At 70.9% G+C, this 16,887-nt stretch carries 17 protein-coding genes; 13 read left to right on the forward strand and 4 right to left on the reverse strand.

Annotated elements, in window-relative coordinates; translation table 11 throughout:
* The first annotated feature begins 31 nt into the window (after window positions 1–31).
* Window positions 32–514, forward strand: a complete 483-nt coding sequence (locus HF519_RS08565; protein WP_211169730.1) for an Rv3235 family protein — start codon at window positions 32–34, stop codon at window positions 512–514.
* 901 nt (window positions 515–1,415) lie between these two features.
* The gene (locus tag HF519_RS08570; RefSeq protein WP_169411931.1) at window positions 1,416–1,646 is read left to right on the forward strand and encodes a hypothetical protein; all 231 of its coding nucleotides are present in this window, start codon (window positions 1,416–1,418) and stop codon (window positions 1,644–1,646) included.
* Window positions 1,647–1,662: 16 nt separating this feature from the next.
* Here the strand turns inward: HF519_RS08570 and HF519_RS08575 are convergent, their stop codons facing one another.
* Window positions 1,663–1,866 carry a MerR family transcriptional regulator gene (locus HF519_RS08575; RefSeq protein WP_312859989.1) on the reverse strand — a complete coding sequence of 68 codons (204 nt, stop codon included), beginning with the start codon at window positions 1,864–1,866 and terminating at the stop codon, window positions 1,663–1,665.
* Window positions 1,867–1,949: 83 nt separating this feature from the next.
* Here HF519_RS08575 and HF519_RS08580 point away from each other — a divergent pair, with 83 nt between their 5' ends.
* The gene (locus HF519_RS08580) at window positions 1,950–2,198 is read left to right on the forward strand and encodes a hypothetical protein (protein WP_169411933.1); all 249 of its coding nucleotides are present in this window, start codon (window positions 1,950–1,952) and stop codon (window positions 2,196–2,198) included.
* Between the two features lie 91 nt (window positions 2,199–2,289).
* The gene (locus HF519_RS08585) at window positions 2,290–3,180 is read left to right on the forward strand and encodes a phosphotransferase family protein (protein WP_169411935.1); all 891 of its coding nucleotides are present in this window, start codon (window positions 2,290–2,292) and stop codon (window positions 3,178–3,180) included.
* Here HF519_RS08585 and HF519_RS08590 read toward each other — a convergent pair.
* Both HF519_RS08590 and HF519_RS08595 read right to left on the reverse strand, forming a co-directional pair.
* Window positions 3,174–4,556: an NsdA family TPR-like regulatory protein gene (locus HF519_RS08590; protein WP_169411937.1), complete on the reverse strand. Its 1,383-nt coding sequence runs from the start codon at window positions 4,554–4,556 to the stop codon at window positions 3,174–3,176. The genes HF519_RS08585 and HF519_RS08590 overlap by 7 nt on opposite strands.
* A gap of 236 nt (window positions 4,557–4,792) precedes the next feature.
* The gene (locus tag HF519_RS08595; protein ID WP_169411939.1) at window positions 4,793–5,143 is read right to left on the reverse strand and encodes a winged helix-turn-helix domain-containing protein; all 351 of its coding nucleotides are present in this window, start codon (window positions 5,141–5,143) and stop codon (window positions 4,793–4,795) included.
* A 145-nt stretch (window positions 5,144–5,288) separates the two neighbouring features.
* Here HF519_RS08595 and HF519_RS08600 point away from each other — a divergent pair, with 145 nt between their 5' ends.
* The 7 genes from HF519_RS08600 (at window position 5,289) to mobF (ending at window position 13,583) form a co-directional block, all read left to right on the forward strand.
* Window positions 5,289–5,558, forward strand: coding sequence for a helix-turn-helix domain-containing protein (locus tag HF519_RS08600; protein WP_312859990.1), 270 nt, complete (start codon window positions 5,289–5,291; stop codon window positions 5,556–5,558).
* On the forward strand, window positions 5,545–5,856 hold the full coding sequence (locus HF519_RS08605) for a WhiB family transcriptional regulator (protein WP_169411941.1): 312 nt from the start codon (window positions 5,545–5,547) through the stop codon (window positions 5,854–5,856). Before HF519_RS08600 ends, HF519_RS08605 begins: the two co-directional genes overlap by 14 nt.
* Window positions 5,857–5,886: 30 nt before the next feature.
* Entirely contained in the window at window positions 5,887–6,114 is a 228-nt protein-coding gene (locus HF519_RS08610) for a hypothetical protein (RefSeq protein ID WP_312859991.1), read from the forward strand.
* Window positions 6,115–6,132: 18 nt separating this feature from the next.
* The gene (locus tag HF519_RS08615) at window positions 6,133–6,777 is read left to right on the forward strand and encodes a DUF2637 domain-containing protein (protein ID WP_169411943.1); all 645 of its coding nucleotides are present in this window, start codon (window positions 6,133–6,135) and stop codon (window positions 6,775–6,777) included.
* The gene (locus HF519_RS08620) at window positions 6,774–8,603 is read left to right on the forward strand and encodes a type IV secretory system conjugative DNA transfer family protein (protein WP_312859992.1); all 1,830 of its coding nucleotides are present in this window, start codon (window positions 6,774–6,776) and stop codon (window positions 8,601–8,603) included. Before HF519_RS08615 ends, HF519_RS08620 begins: the two co-directional genes overlap by 4 nt.
* Window positions 8,600–9,250 (forward strand): hypothetical protein, encoded by a 651-nt coding sequence (locus tag HF519_RS08625; protein ID WP_169411945.1) that lies wholly within the window; start codon window positions 8,600–8,602, stop codon window positions 9,248–9,250. The genes HF519_RS08620 and HF519_RS08625 overlap by 4 nt, the downstream gene beginning before the upstream one ends.
* A gap of 85 nt (window positions 9,251–9,335) precedes the next feature.
* On the forward strand, window positions 9,336–13,583 hold the full coding sequence (gene mobF, locus HF519_RS08630; protein ID WP_169411947.1) for a MobF family relaxase: 4,248 nt from the start codon (window positions 9,336–9,338) through the stop codon (window positions 13,581–13,583).
* On the opposite strand, the gene HF519_RS08635 is transcribed toward mobF, so the two are convergent.
* Window positions 13,580–14,167 carry a hypothetical protein gene (locus HF519_RS08635; RefSeq protein WP_169411949.1) on the reverse strand — a complete coding sequence of 196 codons (588 nt, stop codon included), beginning with the start codon at window positions 14,165–14,167 and terminating at the stop codon, window positions 13,580–13,582. The two genes, mobF and HF519_RS08635, sit on opposite strands and share 4 nt — an antisense overlap.
* Window positions 14,168–14,177: 10 nt before the next feature.
* On the opposite strand from HF519_RS08635, the gene HF519_RS08640 reads away from it, so the two are divergent.
* Both HF519_RS08640 and HF519_RS08645 read left to right on the forward strand, forming a co-directional pair.
* Complete coding sequence (locus HF519_RS08640; RefSeq protein WP_169411951.1) at window positions 14,178–15,143, forward strand: bifunctional DNA primase/polymerase; 966 nt, start codon at window positions 14,178–14,180, stop codon at window positions 15,141–15,143.
* A complete protein-coding gene (locus HF519_RS08645; protein ID WP_211169732.1) occupies window positions 15,140–16,741 on the forward strand; it encodes a YfjI family protein in 1,602 nt (533 codons plus the stop codon). The genes HF519_RS08640 and HF519_RS08645 overlap by 4 nt, the downstream gene beginning before the upstream one ends.
* Window positions 16,742–16,887 lie beyond the last annotated feature (146 nt).

The raw sequence follows: 16,887 nt of genomic DNA on the forward strand, positions 1-16,887 counted from the left end.
GGCCATGTCCCAGATCCTCGATTGCCAGGAGATGCCTAGCGAGAACACTCTTCGGCGGGTGCTCGGGCGGCGCCCGGTCCGCATGGTGGTGTTCGACGGCGAGGACTTCCTCGACCCGTGCCCCACCTGCGGGCACCGCGCCCCGGTCGCCGCTCCGGCCGAGCTTCCGCCGGGTGACCCGGTCACCGACGTCCCGCTCGACCGTGCTGCGATCGGGCAGGCGCAGCGGACCGTGGTGATGTTAGTGGAGGTGCTTGACCAGCGCCGCCCGGCCATCCAGCTCACCGATCTGGTGGCCCCGCGGGTGCTGCGCTATCTGCGGGCGGTGCCGGTCGAGGCCAGCGGGCTGCGGGGTGGGGCCCGGTTGCTGAGCTTCCACCCCTCGCAGCCGCACGAGGGCGCGGTGGAGGTCGCTGGGTCGATTCGGCTCCGGGGACGGCGCCGGGCGCTCGCCGCGTCCTTCACACTCGTCGACCTGGACCGGTTGCTTTGCTCGACCATCCGCATCCTCTAGGCCATCAGCGGCCGGGCGAGAACTCCTCGCCCGGCCGGACAGGCGCGAATCAGGGTGAGGTTGGAGGGCTGTCGACGGTGGTGAACTTCCCTTCCTAGGGGCCGACCCTGACTCCAAGTTGCTCAGCGTGTCATTGAGCCGTCGTTCACCCGAAGACGGGAAAGCGGTGCAGTGCGTGCGCTACTTGAACCTGCCGGACCTTTTTCGAACTACACGAGCGTAAGCACCTGATCGGCGGTAGTCGAGCGGCTGCACGTGCATTACTTGTCTTAGGTGACGATGCGCGAGGGGGCTGAGTGTACGACTATCTGTCGTTACTGCCATCAACGTTCCAGTGGTTGGCGAACTCGCTCCAGCGAGTCTCGAGCATTCCGTGGCCGCTATGGCTTGGCCTACTGTTTCCCATCTACGTAGCGGTGCTGACGCTCCTGCTCTGGATCCTTCGGGGGAACGTATGGCCTGTTAGGTGCGCTTATCCGAAGACCAGTAAGCGAAGGCCATGCGACAACTGGGTCGCCGGTGAATGGCGTCGATGCCGGTATCATAATGAACAGAAAACCTACAAGTTCGGCCATACCGTGGACACCCGCATTCGGCGCTGGCAGCAAGTGAACAAGAAGGGAGAGCTGGTTGATCTTCCGGCCATCGGCGTCGGTGTAGTCAGGACCCGTCCTGCTGGAAGGACTCTGCTCTACGAGAACGGGTATGCGCGACGCCCTTCCGACGTGCTCAAGATCGCGCCTGACTTCGTTCGAGCCGCAGTCATGCGTCTCCGGTCTGCCCGATTGCATGCGCCGGTAAGAGAGCGGGAGATCGGCGAGATCGTCGAAATGCGAGACTCGTTAGCTCGGGGGCTTACTGACGTAGTCAGGGCAACCAGGTTCGCTCTTGCAACCTTCGCTTGGCGATCGTCGCCACCCTGGTCGCCATCATCCTGAATGACGCGGCGCAGGCCGTTCTGCAATGGATTGCTACGTTCTTCTTCGTGGTTGCCTGGGCTCCGGTATCGGTGGGAATATATCAGCGAGACGAGGGCTGGATTCGAGGTGCCGCCTGGAAGGCAATTAGATGGTGGCTGTTTATCTTTGCGCCCGTCGCTCTGGCGAATCTGATTTTTGCGGCAATCAATTGATGGTATCTCTATCTGCTCAATCAGGACGGGCGGTTCGGCTGTCCTGATTGTCGCTTCCCGTGCGTAGCTGACTGCGTACCTTCTCCGGATCCCACCGCGTATGCCCGCCCAGCGTGCGTAGCTCGGGCGTAATCGCGCCACTGGCGATGTAACGCTGGATCGTCCGCAGGCTGAGGCCCAGCTCCTCGGCGAGCTGCCCGCTCGTCACCAACCGTGCCACGACACGCAGAGTATGTAGCTGATCAGGTTGGCGGCACTGCTCGTCGTACTATGTCGTAGATTGACGTAGTTAGGGGAGGCGGTGTGGCGGACACGGTCTACTCAGTCCACGCGACGAGGCCGGATGACGTCGGGACGGTCGAGGTCATCTTCGGGTCCGAGGCCGAGGCGCGTGAGTATGCCCGGTCGCGGTCGCTCGACGACCGGGTGCTCTCGACGTCCGTGACCAGCTTCCGCGTCGGCAGGCTAGGGACGAGACAGTCGGTCGCGTGGTTCGTCGAAGGCGATGAGCAGCCTCGTTCGTTCACTCGCCGGCTGTATCCGACGGACTGACGCGCGCGTCGAGCAGCCGTAGGCTCGGATCGGCAGCGCCGCGGACGGGTTCCACGACGAGAGATTGAGGTGCGCGATCAGCGACGCGGGCATGACGAACCAGATCGATCAGGACGACTCGGGTGCCCTGTTGCACGCTGCGGCGCAGAAGGTCCAGCTCCAGGACGAACCTGCCGAGCTGATCCGCTACGGCTCCAACGCCGTCTTCCGGCTGCCGAACCGCGTGATCGCCCGCGTCTCCCGGCCTGGAGCCCAGGCAGGAAGTGTCGAGCGCCAGGTCGCCGTCGCGCGATGGCTCGAGGAGCTCGACTACCCCGCGACGCAGGTCGTTGACGTCGAGCAACCCGTCGTCGTGGGCGACCGTCTCGTGACGTTCTGGAAGTCGGTGTCCGACGACGAGGCCTACGCCGGCCTCGCTGACGTGGCTGCGCTAATCTGGCGGCTGCACGAGCTCGATCCGCCGGCCTCCATCGAACTACCGAGGCTGCGGCCCTTCGGTTCGCCCGAGGCTCCGCTGCCGTCCTTCCCCGGACTCGACGAGGACGACGCTGCCTTCCTGCAGGAGCGCTACCGCTGGGCGCGGGAGGCGTTTGAGGAGCTCCCGTTCGCCCTGCCGCGCGGTGTGATCCACGGGGACGCCAACGTCGGCAACGTCATCCTGGACCGCGACCGGCGGCCGGTGCTGATCGACCTGGACAGCTTCGCCGTCGGACCGCGCGAGTGGGACCTGATTCAGACGGCGCTCTTCTACAACCGGCTCGGTTGGCACACGCGCGAGGAGTACGAGGCCTTCGTCGAGGTCTACGGCTACGATCTGCTGCTTTGGGAGGGCTATGAGCAGCTCGCCGACATCCGCGAGATCGCGATGACGGCGTGGCTCAGCCGGCAGGCCGCAGAGTCCGAGAGGTCGGCCGCGGAGGCGGCCAAGCGCATCGTGGCGATCCGAACCGGAGCCAGCCGGCGGGACTGGTCGGCCTACTGATCCGTCTGCCCCCAGAGCCTGCGGCTACGGGCCTGCTCAGCGAACTCGGCGAGCACCCGGCTGCCGCGGAAGCGTGGAAGACGCTGTCGCAGCTCGCCGACGTAGCTCGCGCAACGGGTCGACTGCAACTCCTCGCCGAGGTCCAGCGCGCGGAGGGCGGTCTCGCAGCAGACTTCGACCTCGCCGGCGTCGAGTTGTGCCTGAGCGAGGACCATCGTCGCGAAGAAGTCGCTGCGCACGTACTCGCCCGTGGCACCGTCAACGGCGCGCGTCGCCCACCGGATGGCGTCCGACGGCCGGCCGAGATCACGGTGGCAGTGACCGAGCTCCGCGGCGAACTCGGTCTCGTCGAAATACTGGATCCACTCCGGACCGTCGCCCGTGGAGTGCCGCTCGAACTGCGCCGTGGCCTCGCTCAGCGCTGCGTCGCATCCGGTCGCGTCGCCGAGCCTGGCGAGTGCACGGGCCTCCATGACGCGGAAGTGCGCGCTCAGCACGGGGATGCCGAGCGAGGCCGTTCCGAGGTGCGCCGCTCGAGCGAGATTGGCCGCCTCGCGGAACCTGCCCAGGTAGGTCGCCTGGTGACTCATCGCGTCGAGAATGCTCGCGGCCAGGCTGCGATCGTCGGCGGCGTCCGCGAGGGCGAGTGCCTGGATGAAGTACCGCTGGGCTAGCCCGTGGTGCCCGACGTCGTAGGAGCTCCACGCGGCGAGCTGCGTGATCTCGGCACTGGCCGCGAACAGGTCCTGCCGCACGGAGGAGGAGGCAGTGGCGCGGAGTGTCCTCGGCAGGTCGTCGCGGAGATAGGAGATGAGGGCCCGTCGCGTGTGGCCGCCGCCGAAGCGGTTGTCGAGCATCGCGAAGGTGAGCCGCGTCTGTCGGATGCGCTCGACGTCGCTCGCGCCGACCGCGCTCGGCCCATCGTGCGTGACGGCTCGTGCCCCGACGAGCCATGACAGGGAGGCGTCGCTCCACGCCGCCGGGCTCACGGGCGAGGCGACGACCGACCCGGTCTGGTCGAGGTCCGCCTGCAGCAGGGCGGCAAGTGTCGACGCCGACTCGGCGACCTCGTCCGGGTAGGTCAGGCCGACGTCGGGGGAGAGGCTCGCGCCGACGAAGCCGACCTCGTCGGGGTGGACCTCGCGGCCGAGGCGTTCGCCGAGCGCCTGGAGGATGCAGGCCCTCGTCTCCTCGTCACGCGGGACCGTGCCGTTGATCCAGCGGCTGACGTACGTGTGCGTGTACTCGCGGGTCAGACCTCGTCGCGACGCCATCGCCGTGACCGCACGCGCGAAACGCTTGCGCCCCACTGCGCCGTCGCGATTGAGGAAGCCGGCCTCGCGCAGCAGAGCGCTGAGCTGCTCGTTCGCGGCCATGGACCTCCCTCTGCGCCCCGGGCGTCCGAGTGTGCCCCCTTCTGCGCCCTGCCGTGGGCCGTTCGCGAAAGTCAGAGTGGATCACGTGGATGAGGGACGGCAAGAGATGATCGGCGGGGGACCGTTGAGCCCGCCGGAGAAGGTTGCGCTGCGCGAGGAGCTCGCTCGGCTCGGAGTCGAGGTCCGGCAGTGGGCGGAGCTGCTCGCCGCGCGGATCGACGACCTGGGGCGGGCCGTCAGCGACGGATCGTCTTCTCGAGCTCGGTCACCCGAGCGTCGAGCCGGGCCATCGCCGAGTCGAGAGCCTCCCGGAGCTCGTCGATCCGCTGACTGATCTCGACGAATTCCGGTGAGGGGGTCGTCGGCTGCGGCTCGCCCGAGACGTAGACGCCCTTGCCCGGCTGGCCCTCGGCCAGGCCGTCCGTCTGCAGCTGCTTGATCGCGGCGCGTGCGACGGTCACGGAGACCTCGTAGGTCGCCATCAAAGTCGACGTGGAGGGCAGCAGGTCCCCGACGGCGTAGGTCCCGTCCAGGATCTTGCCGCGCAGGTCGTCCGCAATCTGCTGGTACTTGGGGCGCCTCGCCACCGACCCTCCTCGCCTCGTCCCCGGCATCTTGCCGGGCGGCGCTCCCACCTTCCACGACACGCCCATCCACAGGCGTGTCACCACACCTACTGCATCAAGTGCACCATGTGCATATAGTTGAGCTCGGTCGTCCTGGGGAGGACAAGTGAGGAAGCAGCAGCACAGCGAGAACTCGGTCGTGCCGGCCTTCTACAGCGTGGCTGCGACGGCGCGGATGCTCGGTGCGTCGGAGATGACGGTCTACCGCGCGATCCAGGCAGGGGAGTTCCCGGCCCTGCGCATTCGCGGCCGGATTGTCGTGCCGGCCAAGGCGCTCGAGGCGATGACCGAGGCCGCGGTCGCGGGACACCGGACGGTCGACGTTGCGGAGTGGACGCTCGCCGCCGCCGAGGAGGTGGCCGGTGGGCGCGGCTGAGCTCTTCTCCACCCTCTTCGTCCACGAGGTCGACCCGGACTGGCGGGTGTTCGCCACCTGCCGGGAGATCGACGCCGATCTCTTCTTCCCGGAGGACCGCCAGCCGGCGGGGCAGGTGAAGGCGGTCTGCCGGTCCTGCCCCGTCCAGCCCGAATGCCTCGCGACGGCGATCGCGACCGGGGAGGCGCACGGGATCTGGGGCGGAATGACCTACCGGGAGCGGCTTCGGCTCGTCCGCGTTCTGCGCGACGGCGGGTTCCAGATCCCGCGTTGGCGGCGCCGGAGGCGAGCGGCATGACCACAGACACACGACGAAAGGACCGTTGGGGTGGACGGCGTCGGGGTACTGATCTTCTTCGCATTGGCAGGAGCCTTCATCTGCGCGAAGGCTCGCGTGCCGTCGGGTGCCGTGGCCTTCACCGTCGTTGCGCTGGCTCTCTTCATCGCCACGCCCGTCGGCCAAGGTGTGCCCGACGCCGTCGCGGGCTTCTTCTCGACCGTCGACGACGCCGCGACACCGGTGCTCAACCAGGAGGGCTCCGGTGCATCCCGCTGATCGTGAGGGCGGTTCGCGGTGACCGCGCGAAGTGGGCTCTGCGCCCTGCTCCTGATCGTGGCGGCCGCCGCGGCCGTGCTCTCCTTCGCCGCGCTGCGCGATCTCGCGCTGGTGTGTGGCTTCGCGGCCTGGCCGGCCTGGTTGCTCCCGGTCGTGGTCGACGCCGGCGCGGCAGCAGGGTCGTTGGTGTGGCTCGGCGGCTGGGCCGCCGAGCCCGCCCGGCGCTTCGCCCGGGCCCTCGCGCTCGGGCTGCTGACGCTGTCGGTCGCCGCCAACGCGCTCGGCCACGGCCTGGAGGCGTACGGGCTGGCGCCGCCCTGGTGGGTGGTTGTCGTGGTGTCGGCGGTCGCGCCGGCCGTGCTGGGCGCGGTCGTGCACCTCGCGGTCCTGGTAGGGCGCCGACCCGTGGACCTGCCGGAGGTCGAGGAGTCGCACAACGACGTCGTCGACCTCGATGAGAACGGGTTGTCCCGGTGGTGGGAAACCGCGCAGCCGGTCTCGGAACCCACCCTGACGGACCGCGCCCAGGTCTTGATCGCCGGAGGTCTCGGGCGACGCCGGCTCGCCAAGGAGCTCGGTGTCACCGAGCACGAAGCACGCCAGTTGCTCGAGGCCTCCCGCCACACCGACAGCGGCGACCGCATCGAGGAGGACGCGTCGTGACCGTCTCATCAGTACTGCTGTTCGTGCTCCTCGCCGTTGGTGCGGTCGTCGCGTGGACGCGGCGCTCGCGGCCGGCCGCGGCCACGTTGGCGCTCGCCGCGCTTCTGATGGGCTGGGGGCTGGGGCGGCAGCTCCCGTGGTGGGTCCTCGCGGTCGCGGGCCCCGTGTTGCTCGCACTCTTCTGGCAACGGTGGAGCCGGACGGCAGCAAAGGTGACGCGCTGGGGCGCGCGGTCCCGGCGGAAGTCGGGTGTGGCCTCGTCACTGGACATTGCGCGGGTCGCGTCGGGCTCCGCGGTCCGGCGCAAGGCAGCGTCGGTGCGCCCCGTCCTGGCGGCGATGCCGAGGACCGAGCGCGGCCGGATCCGGACCGACGACGTCGGCGTGGCCCTGTGCCGGGTCGGGCTGCAGCGAGTGTGGTCGTCTATCGAGGACGTGACGCTGATCTTCGGCGGGCCGCGGACGGGCAAGACCGGCTGGCTGGCCGGACGGGTTCTCGACGCACCCGGCGCGGCCGTCGTCACGTCGACGCGCACCGACCTCCTCGAGCTGACCTCGCCGCTCCGGCGACGCCGAGGGCCGGTGTACGTGTTCAACGCCGTCGGGCTGGGCGGTCACCCGTCGACGATCACGTTCGACCCGCTCACAGGCTGCGCGGACCCGGTGACGGCGGCCGAGCGCGCAACGGACCTTCTTGCCGCCGGCTCGGCGGCCGGGGGCGACCGCGAGTTCTGGGACACGCAGGGACGTCGGGTGCTGGCGGCGCTGATGCACGCTGCCGCCCTGGGCGAGCTAAGCATGCGCGAGGTCCTCGGTTGGGTCGCGGATCCCGACGGCGCGCACCGGGAGGTGACGTCGTTGCTGCGGAAGTCGCCGGCTCCGGAGTACGTGCAGGACGCGACCCAGTTCGTCACGACCAACGACCGCACCCGGACGTCGATCACCTCGACGATCATGCCGGCGCTCGGGTGGTTGACCTCGCCCGCGGCGTCGAGCGCGGCGAGCGGCGCGTACCCGTTCGACGTCGCCGATCTCCTCGACACCCGTGCCACTGTGTATCTGCTCGGTGCCGAGGAGACCCAGGCGGCGCCGCTGGTCTGTGCGCTGACCGGCTTTATCGCGCGTGAGGCCCGGCGGCTCGCCGCGGTCCGGCCAGGCGGGCGGCTCGATCCGCCGCTCACGCTCGCCCTCGACGAGGCGGCTCTGATCTCGCCGGTGCCGCTGCAGTCGTGGACGGCGGACATGGGCGGACGCGGTGTCTCGATCATCGGGGCGTTCCAGTCGCGGGCCCAGGTCGTCGCAAGGTGGGGCGAAACCGGCGCGGCGATCATCCTGAACAACACCGCCGCGGTGATGGTGTTCGGCGGGACGCGCGACCGCGACGACCTGTCGTACTGGTCGACGCTGGCCGGCGAGCGCGACGAGCCGGTGATGACGACCGACGACCACGGCCGGCTCGCGTCCCGAACCGTCCGTCGGGTCCCGGTTCTCGCGCCGGCGCAGATCGCGAACCTGCCGGCCGGCCAGGTGGTGGTCTTCCGCCGCGGCATTCCGCCCGTCATCGGCCAGGTTCGAATGGCCTGGCGACGGCGCGACGTCCGCGCGTACGCCCGAGCCGAACGCCGACAGGAACTTACCGCCCACGTCCGCATGTGGACCGCGAACGCGACGGCCGCCGTGCTCGACGCCCTGGCCGTTCACTGGCCCGATCGGTTCGGGCCGTTGGCGCGGCGGGTGCACGACGCGAGCTCCGGTCGTCGTGACGCCCCGGTGGCCGAGATCGAGGCTCCGGACAACGTCGTGCCGCTGCCGGGGAGGCGGCCATGACCGACGAGCGCGACACCGTGGTGACCGCCCTCGCCCGCTCGCTGGAGCGGAGCCATCGGCGGCTGGGCGAGTTGGAGACGTTGGTTCGCCAGCTGGCTGCCGACGTCACCAGCCTCTCCCGCTCGCGCCCGGCGCCGGGCGACGCCTTGACCGGAGCGGGAGACGACGGTCGCGAACCAGCGGGCGGCGGGTGGCTGCTCGCCGAGGACCGGGAGGCGGCCCTGACAGGGATGGCCGACCTTGTCGAGTGGGTCGAAGCCGTCTATTTGCGCTACCCCGACGCCGAGCTGCCCTCCTGCTGGCTCTGGCACCCCGCGGTCGTCGAGGAGCTGTGGTGGCTGCGCGGCGCCCACGCCGCGGCCTACGAGGACAGCGCCGGCTCCTGGCAGCGGATCGGGGACTGGCACGACCGCTTCCGCCCCGGGGTCGTCAAGCGGCTGCGCGCCGCCGTCGGCGGCTGCGAGCTCGTCCTCCACGCACCGGGAGGCGAGCAGGCCGGAGCGCCGTCGCTCGCCCCGCTCGCCGACGCTGCTGCCAACGTCGCCGACGCCTGGACGACCCGCCGCCTACTGCCCGAGCCGAGCGACCCCCAACTCGCCGCCGCCGAGCAGCACGACCGCGCACAGCACCGGAAGGCCAACCGATGACCCTGCGACAACAAGATCAATTGTTCAAGATCAAAAGCCCGTACACACCTAGGCATCACGATCCGATGGGACTGCGAGGGCGGTCGTGCTGAGCCTGGCGATCGGGCACGACGTCGGCTACCTGACCGGACCGGTCGCCGGTGGACGGGAGGGCTACTACACCGGTGCGGTCGCCACGGGCGAGCCTGCCGGCCTCTGGTTCGGCGCCGGCGCGGAACGGCTCGGGCTGGCCGGGCAGGTCGACGCCGAGCTGATGGAGGCCGTGTACACGCACCTGCTCGATCCCCGCGATCCGGCGACAGCGTCGCGGTCGACGTGGGGGCAGGCGGCGCCACTGGCCGCGCCTCACAAGAGGTTCCGCTCGCCCGAGCAGATCCACGCCGAGCTGGTGGCTGCCGAGCCGCAGGCGGGACCGGAGCGGCGGGCCGAGCTGCGCACGCAAGCCGAGGTGTCGTCGCGGCAGGCCGTGGCGTTCATCGACGCGACCTTCTCCGCGCCGAAGAGCGTGACGGTGCTCGGGGTGGCGTTCGAGCGGGCCGCCAACGACGCCCGGGCGGCGGGGGACGAGCGGGCGGCTGCGGCGTGGGCGGCGCATCAGCGGGCGGTGGAGGACGCGGTGCTCGTCGGTGCCCGGGCCGGGCTGGACTTCCTCCAGGACTCCGCTGGGTACGCCCGCGCTGGTCACCACGGTGGTGGGGGCGGACGGTGGATCGACGCCCACGAGTTCGTCGTTGCCCAGTTCCTGCAGCACGACTCCCGCGATCGCGACCCGCAGCTGCACGTGCACAACGCCATCCTCAACCGGGTCCAGGCTGCCGACGGGAAGTGGCGGGCGCTGGACTCCCGCACCATCCATGCGCACCGGGGTGCGGCGGGCGCGATCGCTGAGCGGGTGATGGAGGCTCACCTCGCGCGGACGCTCGGGGTGGAGTTGGCCACCCGTCCGGACGGGCGGGCGCGGGAGGTCGTCGGCGTCGATTCGGAGCTGCTGGGGCTGTTCTCCTCCCGCCGGCACGCCATCACCGCTCACACCCGGGAGCTGATGGACGCCTTCTCCGCCCGGTTCGGGCGCGACCCGTCCCCGCTCGAGCGCACCCGGCTGGCTCAGCAAGCGACCCTCGCCACCCGGGCGGCGAAGTCGCCCGGCGGGGAGTCACTAGGAGAGCGGCTCGACCGGTGGGAGGCTGAGGCCCGCCGAGCCGTGGTCGGTGGGCTGAACCAGGTGGCGCACGACGTGATTGGCCGCAGCCAGCGTCCGAGCGCGCCGGGGGAGTGGTCGGTTCAGGACGTCGTCGATCGGGCCCTGGCCAACGTGAGCACCACGCGCGCGTCCTGGTCGCGGTCAGATCTGATGCGGGCGGTGTCCGACGAGCTGCCGGGACATCTCGGCCTGCGCCCGGATCAGGTGCGGCCTCTGCTCGAGCGGCTCACCGACACGGCACTCGAGCAGGCGGTCCCGATCACGCCGCCGCCCGTACTCGACGAGCTGCCCGCCGAGCTGCGCCGCGCCGACGGTCAGTCGATGTTCCAGCGGCCCGGCGCCGACCGCTACAGCGCGCCTGGTCAGCTCGCCGCCGAGCGAACGCTACGGCGCAGCGCGGTCCTACGCGGCGCTCCGACCTTCTCCACGGAGGAGGCGGACACCGTGGTGACTCGGTTCTCAGAGTCCGGGCACGAGCTCGGCGCCGACCAGGCGGCTGCCCTGCGTGGTGTCCTGACGTCGGGCGCCCGGGTCGAGGTGCTGGCCGCCGCCGCGGGAACGGGCAAGACCTTCACCGTCGGCACCTTGACCGAGGCCTGGACCGAAGCTGGACGGCGGGTGATCGGCCTGGCGCCCTCGCAGGTCGCGGCCGACCTTCTGAGCGAGGAGGGCCTGCGCGCGACGAACATCGCGCGTTGGCTTCGCGACGTTCCCGGCGACATGGTGCTGCGGGACGGGGACCTGGTAGTCGTCGACGAGGCCGGGATGGCGTCCACCGGGGACCTGGCCGAGATCGTGGCGCGCTGCGATGCCGCAGGCGCCAAGCTTCTACTCGTCGGCGACCCAGCCCAGCTCGGCGCGGTCGGTCCGGGCGGGGCGTTGTCCGACGTCGCCGAGCGCGGCCTCACCCATCAGCTGGGCGAAGTCCGCCGATTCTCGGCCGACTGGGAACGTGGTGCGTCGCTTCGACTGCGTGAGCGGAATCCCGGAGCGTTGGAGGCGTACCAGCGGCACGGCCGGCTCATCGACGCCGGCACCGTCGACCAGGCCGAGACCGCAGCCGCGCGGGCATGGATGGCCGACACCCTCGGCGGGCGGGACTCGATCCTCATCGTCGGGAGCAACGATGCTGCGGCGCGGGTGAGCGCCGCGCTGCGCGCGCAGCTGGTCGACCTCGGTCGGGTTGAGGCGGTCGGGGTCGAGCTGGAAATGCAGGGCACCGTCGCCGGAGTCGGGGATCTCGTGCAGGCCCGCCGCAACGGTTGGAACCTGATCGGCTTCGCCGGCAACAAGCAAGCGCCGATCAACCGGAGCACCTACCGCGTCACGGCCCTACGCGAGGACGGCGGGCTCACCGTCGCGCCGGTGGCCGGCGGCGACGCGATGCATCTGCCGGCGGACTACGTCCGTTCGCATCTGGCCCTGGCCTATGCCAGCACGGTGCATGCCGCGCAGGGCCGGACTGTCGACACCTGCCACGCCGTGCTCGCACCGGGCGCGAAGGCGTCCTCGCTCTACGTCGCCCTGACCCGAGGACGGGAGCGCAACACCGCCTGGACCGTGACCCGCTCGACCGCACCCGACGCGATGCCGGCCGAGGCGCTCGACACCGAATCGCGCACCGCCCGCGCCGTGCTGGCCGACGTCCTCGCCGCAGCAGAGAGCGACCAGACCGCACTCGCCGAACGCGAGCAGGCCGAGATCACGGCCCGGTCGGCGCTGACCCACGCCGGGCAGCTGGTCGAGGGCGTCTCGCACGTGACCGCGGGTCGGACCGCCACCACCCTCGACCAGCTCGCCGCGGAGGGCATGCTCGGACCGAAGCTTCGCGAGCGGCTCGCGGCCGACGGAGCCCTCGGTTCCCTGGAACGTCTGCTTCGCACCGCCGAGCTCGCCGGCCACGACCCCGCCGCGGTGCTCGCCGGCGCGATAGACGGGCGCAGCCTCGACGACGCCCGCTCACCTGCCCAGGTCCTGTACCACCGAATCACGACCACCTTCCATGGCCGCCTGACTCCCGAGATCGGGTCGGCGGTGGACCTCGTGCCTCGCGACGCAACGGGGAGCTGGGCCGCGTGGCTGCGCGACCGGGCCGACGCCGTCGATCTCCGACGCCACGAGTTGGGTGCCGAGATTGCGCAGGAACCACCGGCCTGGGCGAGGACGGCCCTCGGACCGGTACCCGACGACGTCGTCGGACGGGCCGAGTGGGAACGCCGAGCCGGGTGGGCCGCGGCCTACCGCGAGTTCGCTGGGCAGACCGACGAGCACGACCCGCTTGGTCCGGCACCCGCCGCCGGCATGGCCGAAGCCGCGGTGCTGTTCCGCGCCGCGCACAACGCGCTGGACCTCCCCGATGCCGGAGCCGAGGAAGCAGACCTCACGGACGGGCAGCTGCGCATGCGCGTTCGCGCCCACGAACGCGAGACCGCGTGGGCGCCCCGCTGGGTCGGCGACGAACTCGACCAGACCCACCAGCAGGCCGCGAAGGCCAAGGCGGACGCGGAGATCTGGGACGCGCACGCGAACGCTGTCACCGACGAGGCCGAGCAGGAGCAGCTTCGGGCCGCTGCTGCGCAGGCCCGCGCCGAGGCCGAGTCTCTGGCCGAGCAAGCCGCTCAGCTGGAGATCGCCGACCAGGCACGCGCGACCTGGTACGCCCACACCGCAATGACGCGCGACCGGGCCGAGCGGGCCCGCGTCGAGCTCGGCGCTCGTGGTGTCGACCTCGCCCACCCCACGGATCAGGTCACCGCCGAGGAGTGGCTCGCCCTGCACCTCGCCGAGGAGCGCGACGAGGACCGGCACCGGGAGATCACCGAACTCGACGTCGTGGATGACTCCCTTGTTCTCGACGAGGTCGCGCACGGTCCGGAGACCGACCTGCCGGACCTCCGCGAGGTGAGCGAGGCCGACCGCAGCGAGACCGTGGATCTTCCTGCCGATCGGGTTCCGACCCTCGACGAGACGACCGCCGCCGTGGCCCGCGCACAGCTCGCCCTTGCCGAGATCGCCGCACGCGAAGCAGCCGATGCCGAGCGCGAGGCCGAGGACGAAGCAGCGCGGCAGCCCCACACCTGGCAGAACACACGAGAGGAGACCTTCGAATGGGACGCCGTCTCCGAGCGCTAACCACTGCGCCGCACCCGCTCCTGAACCGACGCGATCCGTGCGATCAACCGCCGCGACCGCTCGACCGTCGCCCTCGCGTCGTTCCGCGCCGCATGACGTTCCTCCGGGCCCCAGGTCTTGTACGGCTCGGCCGCCATCGCCGCGTCGACCAGCTCCTGCGTCTCGAGCAGTTGGCCGTCCGGCCGTCGGGCAGGCAGGGGCATCGGGGGAGAAGTGGTTTTTCCCAGCAGCCAACTCAGCGCTGCGACAGTTCCAGCAGCCCGCTGCGGATCGAGTTCTCGTGGCGGGCAGTAGTCGACGCCGAGGTCGTCGCGCAGGGCGTCGATCGGGATGGGGGAGTCCGGCGACGTAGCCGCGCGGGCGCCCCACAGCTCCATCTCCGCCAGAGCGCGGGTGACCGGCTGGTCGGTCCGACCACTGACCGGAGCCTGCTGACCGCCGCGTGCCCAGGCCACCGCTGCGACGACACCGGCCGCGATTCGCGAGGTCGACTCGGTGGCGTCGGCGTACGCCAACCAGTGGAGATCGGCGATCTGGGCGCGCGGAGGCACCGCCCAGGGCGGCTCGGCCGGCGTCCACGTCATGCCGCGGAGTATGCGCCCGATCTCCGACAGCGCAGGAGACTTTCGATCACAGGGAGGCGTCATCGTGGGCTCTGACCTGCTGCAGTTCGCGCTCAGTCATGCTGCTCGAGGTTGGCGAGTGTTCCCGCTCCGCCCTGGGGACAAGCGCCCGGCGATCCGGGACTGGGAGGCCCGCGCGACCACGGATCCCGAGCGGATCCGCCGCGCCTGGACCGGCCCGAAGCGCTTCAACATCGGAATCGCGTGTGGACCGTCGAGGCTGGTGGTCATCGATCTGGACAGGCCGGAACACGGCGCTGAACGACCTCCGCGGTGGAACCGGCCCGGGATCCGGGACGGCGCCGACGTCTTGGCCGCCCTCGCCGAGCAGAACGGCCAGACCGCGCCGTTCGAGACCTACGCGGTGCAGACTGCGTCGGGCGGCGAGCACCTCTATTTCTCCGCGCCCCACGGAGCCGAGCTTCGGAACTCGGCCGGACGACTGGGTTGGCTGGTCGACATCCGCGCTGCTGGCGGCTACGTCGTCGCGGAAGGCTCGATCGTTCGAGGCCGCCGCTACCGCAGCAACCACGCCGACTCGGTGGCCGCGCTACCGGACTGGATCACCAACCGCCTCTGCGACGACACCACAACGCGCAGGACACCGGTGTCTGCACGGCAGGACTTCACTCCGCTGCTTGACGTCGTGGGCCGCCGCTCCCGCTACGCCGTCGTAGCCCTGCGCGGCGAGCTGGACAACGTCCTGGGCGCTCGTCCAGGCAGCCATCAGCGCAACGACACCCTCAACCGCGCTGCCTTCGCCCTCGGCCAGCTCGTCGGCGCCGGGCTGCTCACCGAAGGGCTCGCCACGGCTGCCCTCGCTGAGGCTTCCGCAGTGATCGGCCTGCCACCAGCCGAAGCGCACGCGACGATCCGCTCCGGCCTGACCGCCGGCGCCCGTACCCCACGTCAGCTACCGACGGGAGGTTCTCGGTGAGCTCGCGGTCCCGCCGGACCACTGCCCACGACATCCTCGCCGGCCTCGACGCCGACCGCCGCCTCGCCGTCCTGCACGGCGAAGATCAGCCCGAACCGCAGGGTTGGGACGCCGATCCCACTCCGCTCACCCCGCGACGGCTCGTCCCGCCGTTCCCAGTCGACGCCCTGCCGTCGTGGGTGGCGGACATGGTGCTGGCGATCGCCGAGTTCACCCAGACCCCGCTCGACCTGCCCGGCTGCCTCGCCCTCGCCACCCTGTCCACCGCGGCCGGGGGCCGCGCCGAGCTCGAGGTGCGCCCCGGCTGGCGAGAGCCCCTGAACCTCTACACCGTGGTCGCGATGCCACCCGGCTCCCGCAAGAGCGCCGTCTTCGCCGCCATGACCGCCCCTCTCCTCGAGGCCGAGCAGACACTGGTCGAGCAGGCGCGGCCCCGCATCGTCGAGGCCGAATTGGCCAAGAAAGTCGCGCACACCGAAGCAGAGCGCCGCGCCAAGGACGCCACCCAGGCCCGCGACCGGTTCGCCCGCGAGGAAGCCCTCGCCTCCGCTCAAGACGCGGCGATCGCCGCCGAGGAGATCGTGGTCCCGCCACTGCCACGGCTGATCGCCGACGACGTGACCACAGAGGCCGCCGCGTCGCTCCTGGCCGAGCAGGGCGGCCGCCTGGCGGTGCTGTCCGCCGAGGGCGGGATCTTCTCTACCCTCGCCGGCCGCTACTCCGGCGGTGTCCCCTCCCTCGAGGTCTTCCTCAAGGGCCACGCCGGCGATCTGCTGCGCGTCGACCGCAAGGGCCGCCCCGCCGAACACGTCGCCAAACCGGCACTCACCCTCGGCCTGGCCCTGCAGCCCGAGGTGCTCACCGGTATCGCCCGCATGCCCGGCTTCCGCGGCCGCGGCCTCCTCGCCCGGATCCTCTACTCGCTGCCGGAGAACACTGTCGGCCGCCGTCGCGTCGGCGCCCCTGCCGTGCCGGCCCCGGTCGACCGCATCTACACCAGCCGCGTGGCCCGCCTCGTCGTCACCCTCGCCGACCAGCCAGACCCGCTGCGGCTACGCCTCGACGAAGAAGCCAACCACCGCGTCCTCGACCTCGAACGCGGCCTCGAACCCAAGCTGGCCCCGCACGCCGAGCTGGCCCACATCACCGACTGGGCCTCCAAGCTCACCGGCGCCACTGCCCGCATCGCCGGCCTGCTCCACCTCGCCGACACCCTCCCGACCGCCTGGATCCAGCCCGTCCCTGCCCGTCACATCGATGCCGCCGCCCGCCTCGGCCAGTACTTCCTCGCCCACGCCCTCGCCGTCTTCGACCGCATGGGCGCCGACCCCACCGTCGACGACGCCCGCGCACTGCTCGACTGGATCGGGCGTACCGGGGCCGAACGGTTCACCCGCCGCGAGCTGTTCTCCGGGGTCTCTCGCGCCCGGTTCCGCAAAGTTGGCGATCTCGACCCCGCGCTGCGGGTTCTCGAGGACCACGGCTACCTCCGTGCCGAGGCCCCCGCCGGGCCGACGGGTGGGCGGCCCGGCTCGCCGCGCTGGCAGGTCCACCCTCGTGCCGTAGAAGCCGCAGAAGCCGCAGAAATCCCCCGTTGACCACCTTTCGCGGCTTCTAGGGACTGTCTGATCTTGGGTGTAACTGGTCCTGACACGCCGAGCGCGCTCGGCGGGAAGGACCCGTAGTGACCGAGATGATCGAGTCCGTGCCGGCTCGAGGAGATCAGCAGCAGCTCGCCCAGGAA

It is taken from the genome of Pseudonocardia bannensis (assembly GCF_012911875.1).
Lineage (GTDB): Bacteria > Actinomycetota > Actinomycetes > Mycobacteriales > Pseudonocardiaceae > Pseudonocardia > Pseudonocardia bannensis.

Excerpts from the sequence above, each read along its gene's own strand:
- HF519_RS08565 (WP_211169730.1), top strand. The coding sequence starts at position 32 with ATGCCTAGCGAGAACACTCTTCGGCGGGTGCTCGGGCGGCGCCCGGTC.
- HF519_RS08585 (WP_169411935.1), top strand. The coding sequence starts at position 2,290 with ATGACGAACCAGATCGATCAGGACGACTCGGGTGCCCTGTTGCACGCT.
- HF519_RS08590 (WP_169411937.1), bottom strand. The coding sequence starts at position 4,556 with ATGGCCGCGAACGAGCAGCTCAGCGCTCTGCTGCGCGAGGCCGGCTTC.
- HF519_RS08625 (WP_169411945.1), top strand. The coding sequence starts at position 8,600 with ATGACCGACGAGCGCGACACCGTGGTGACCGCCCTCGCCCGCTCGCTG.
- HF519_RS08635 (WP_169411949.1), bottom strand. The coding sequence starts at position 14,167 with ATGACGTGGACGCCGGCCGAGCCGCCCTGGGCGGTGCCTCCGCGCGCC.
- HF519_RS08640 (WP_169411951.1), top strand. The coding sequence starts at position 14,178 with ATGCGCCCGATCTCCGACAGCGCAGGAGACTTTCGATCACAGGGAGGC.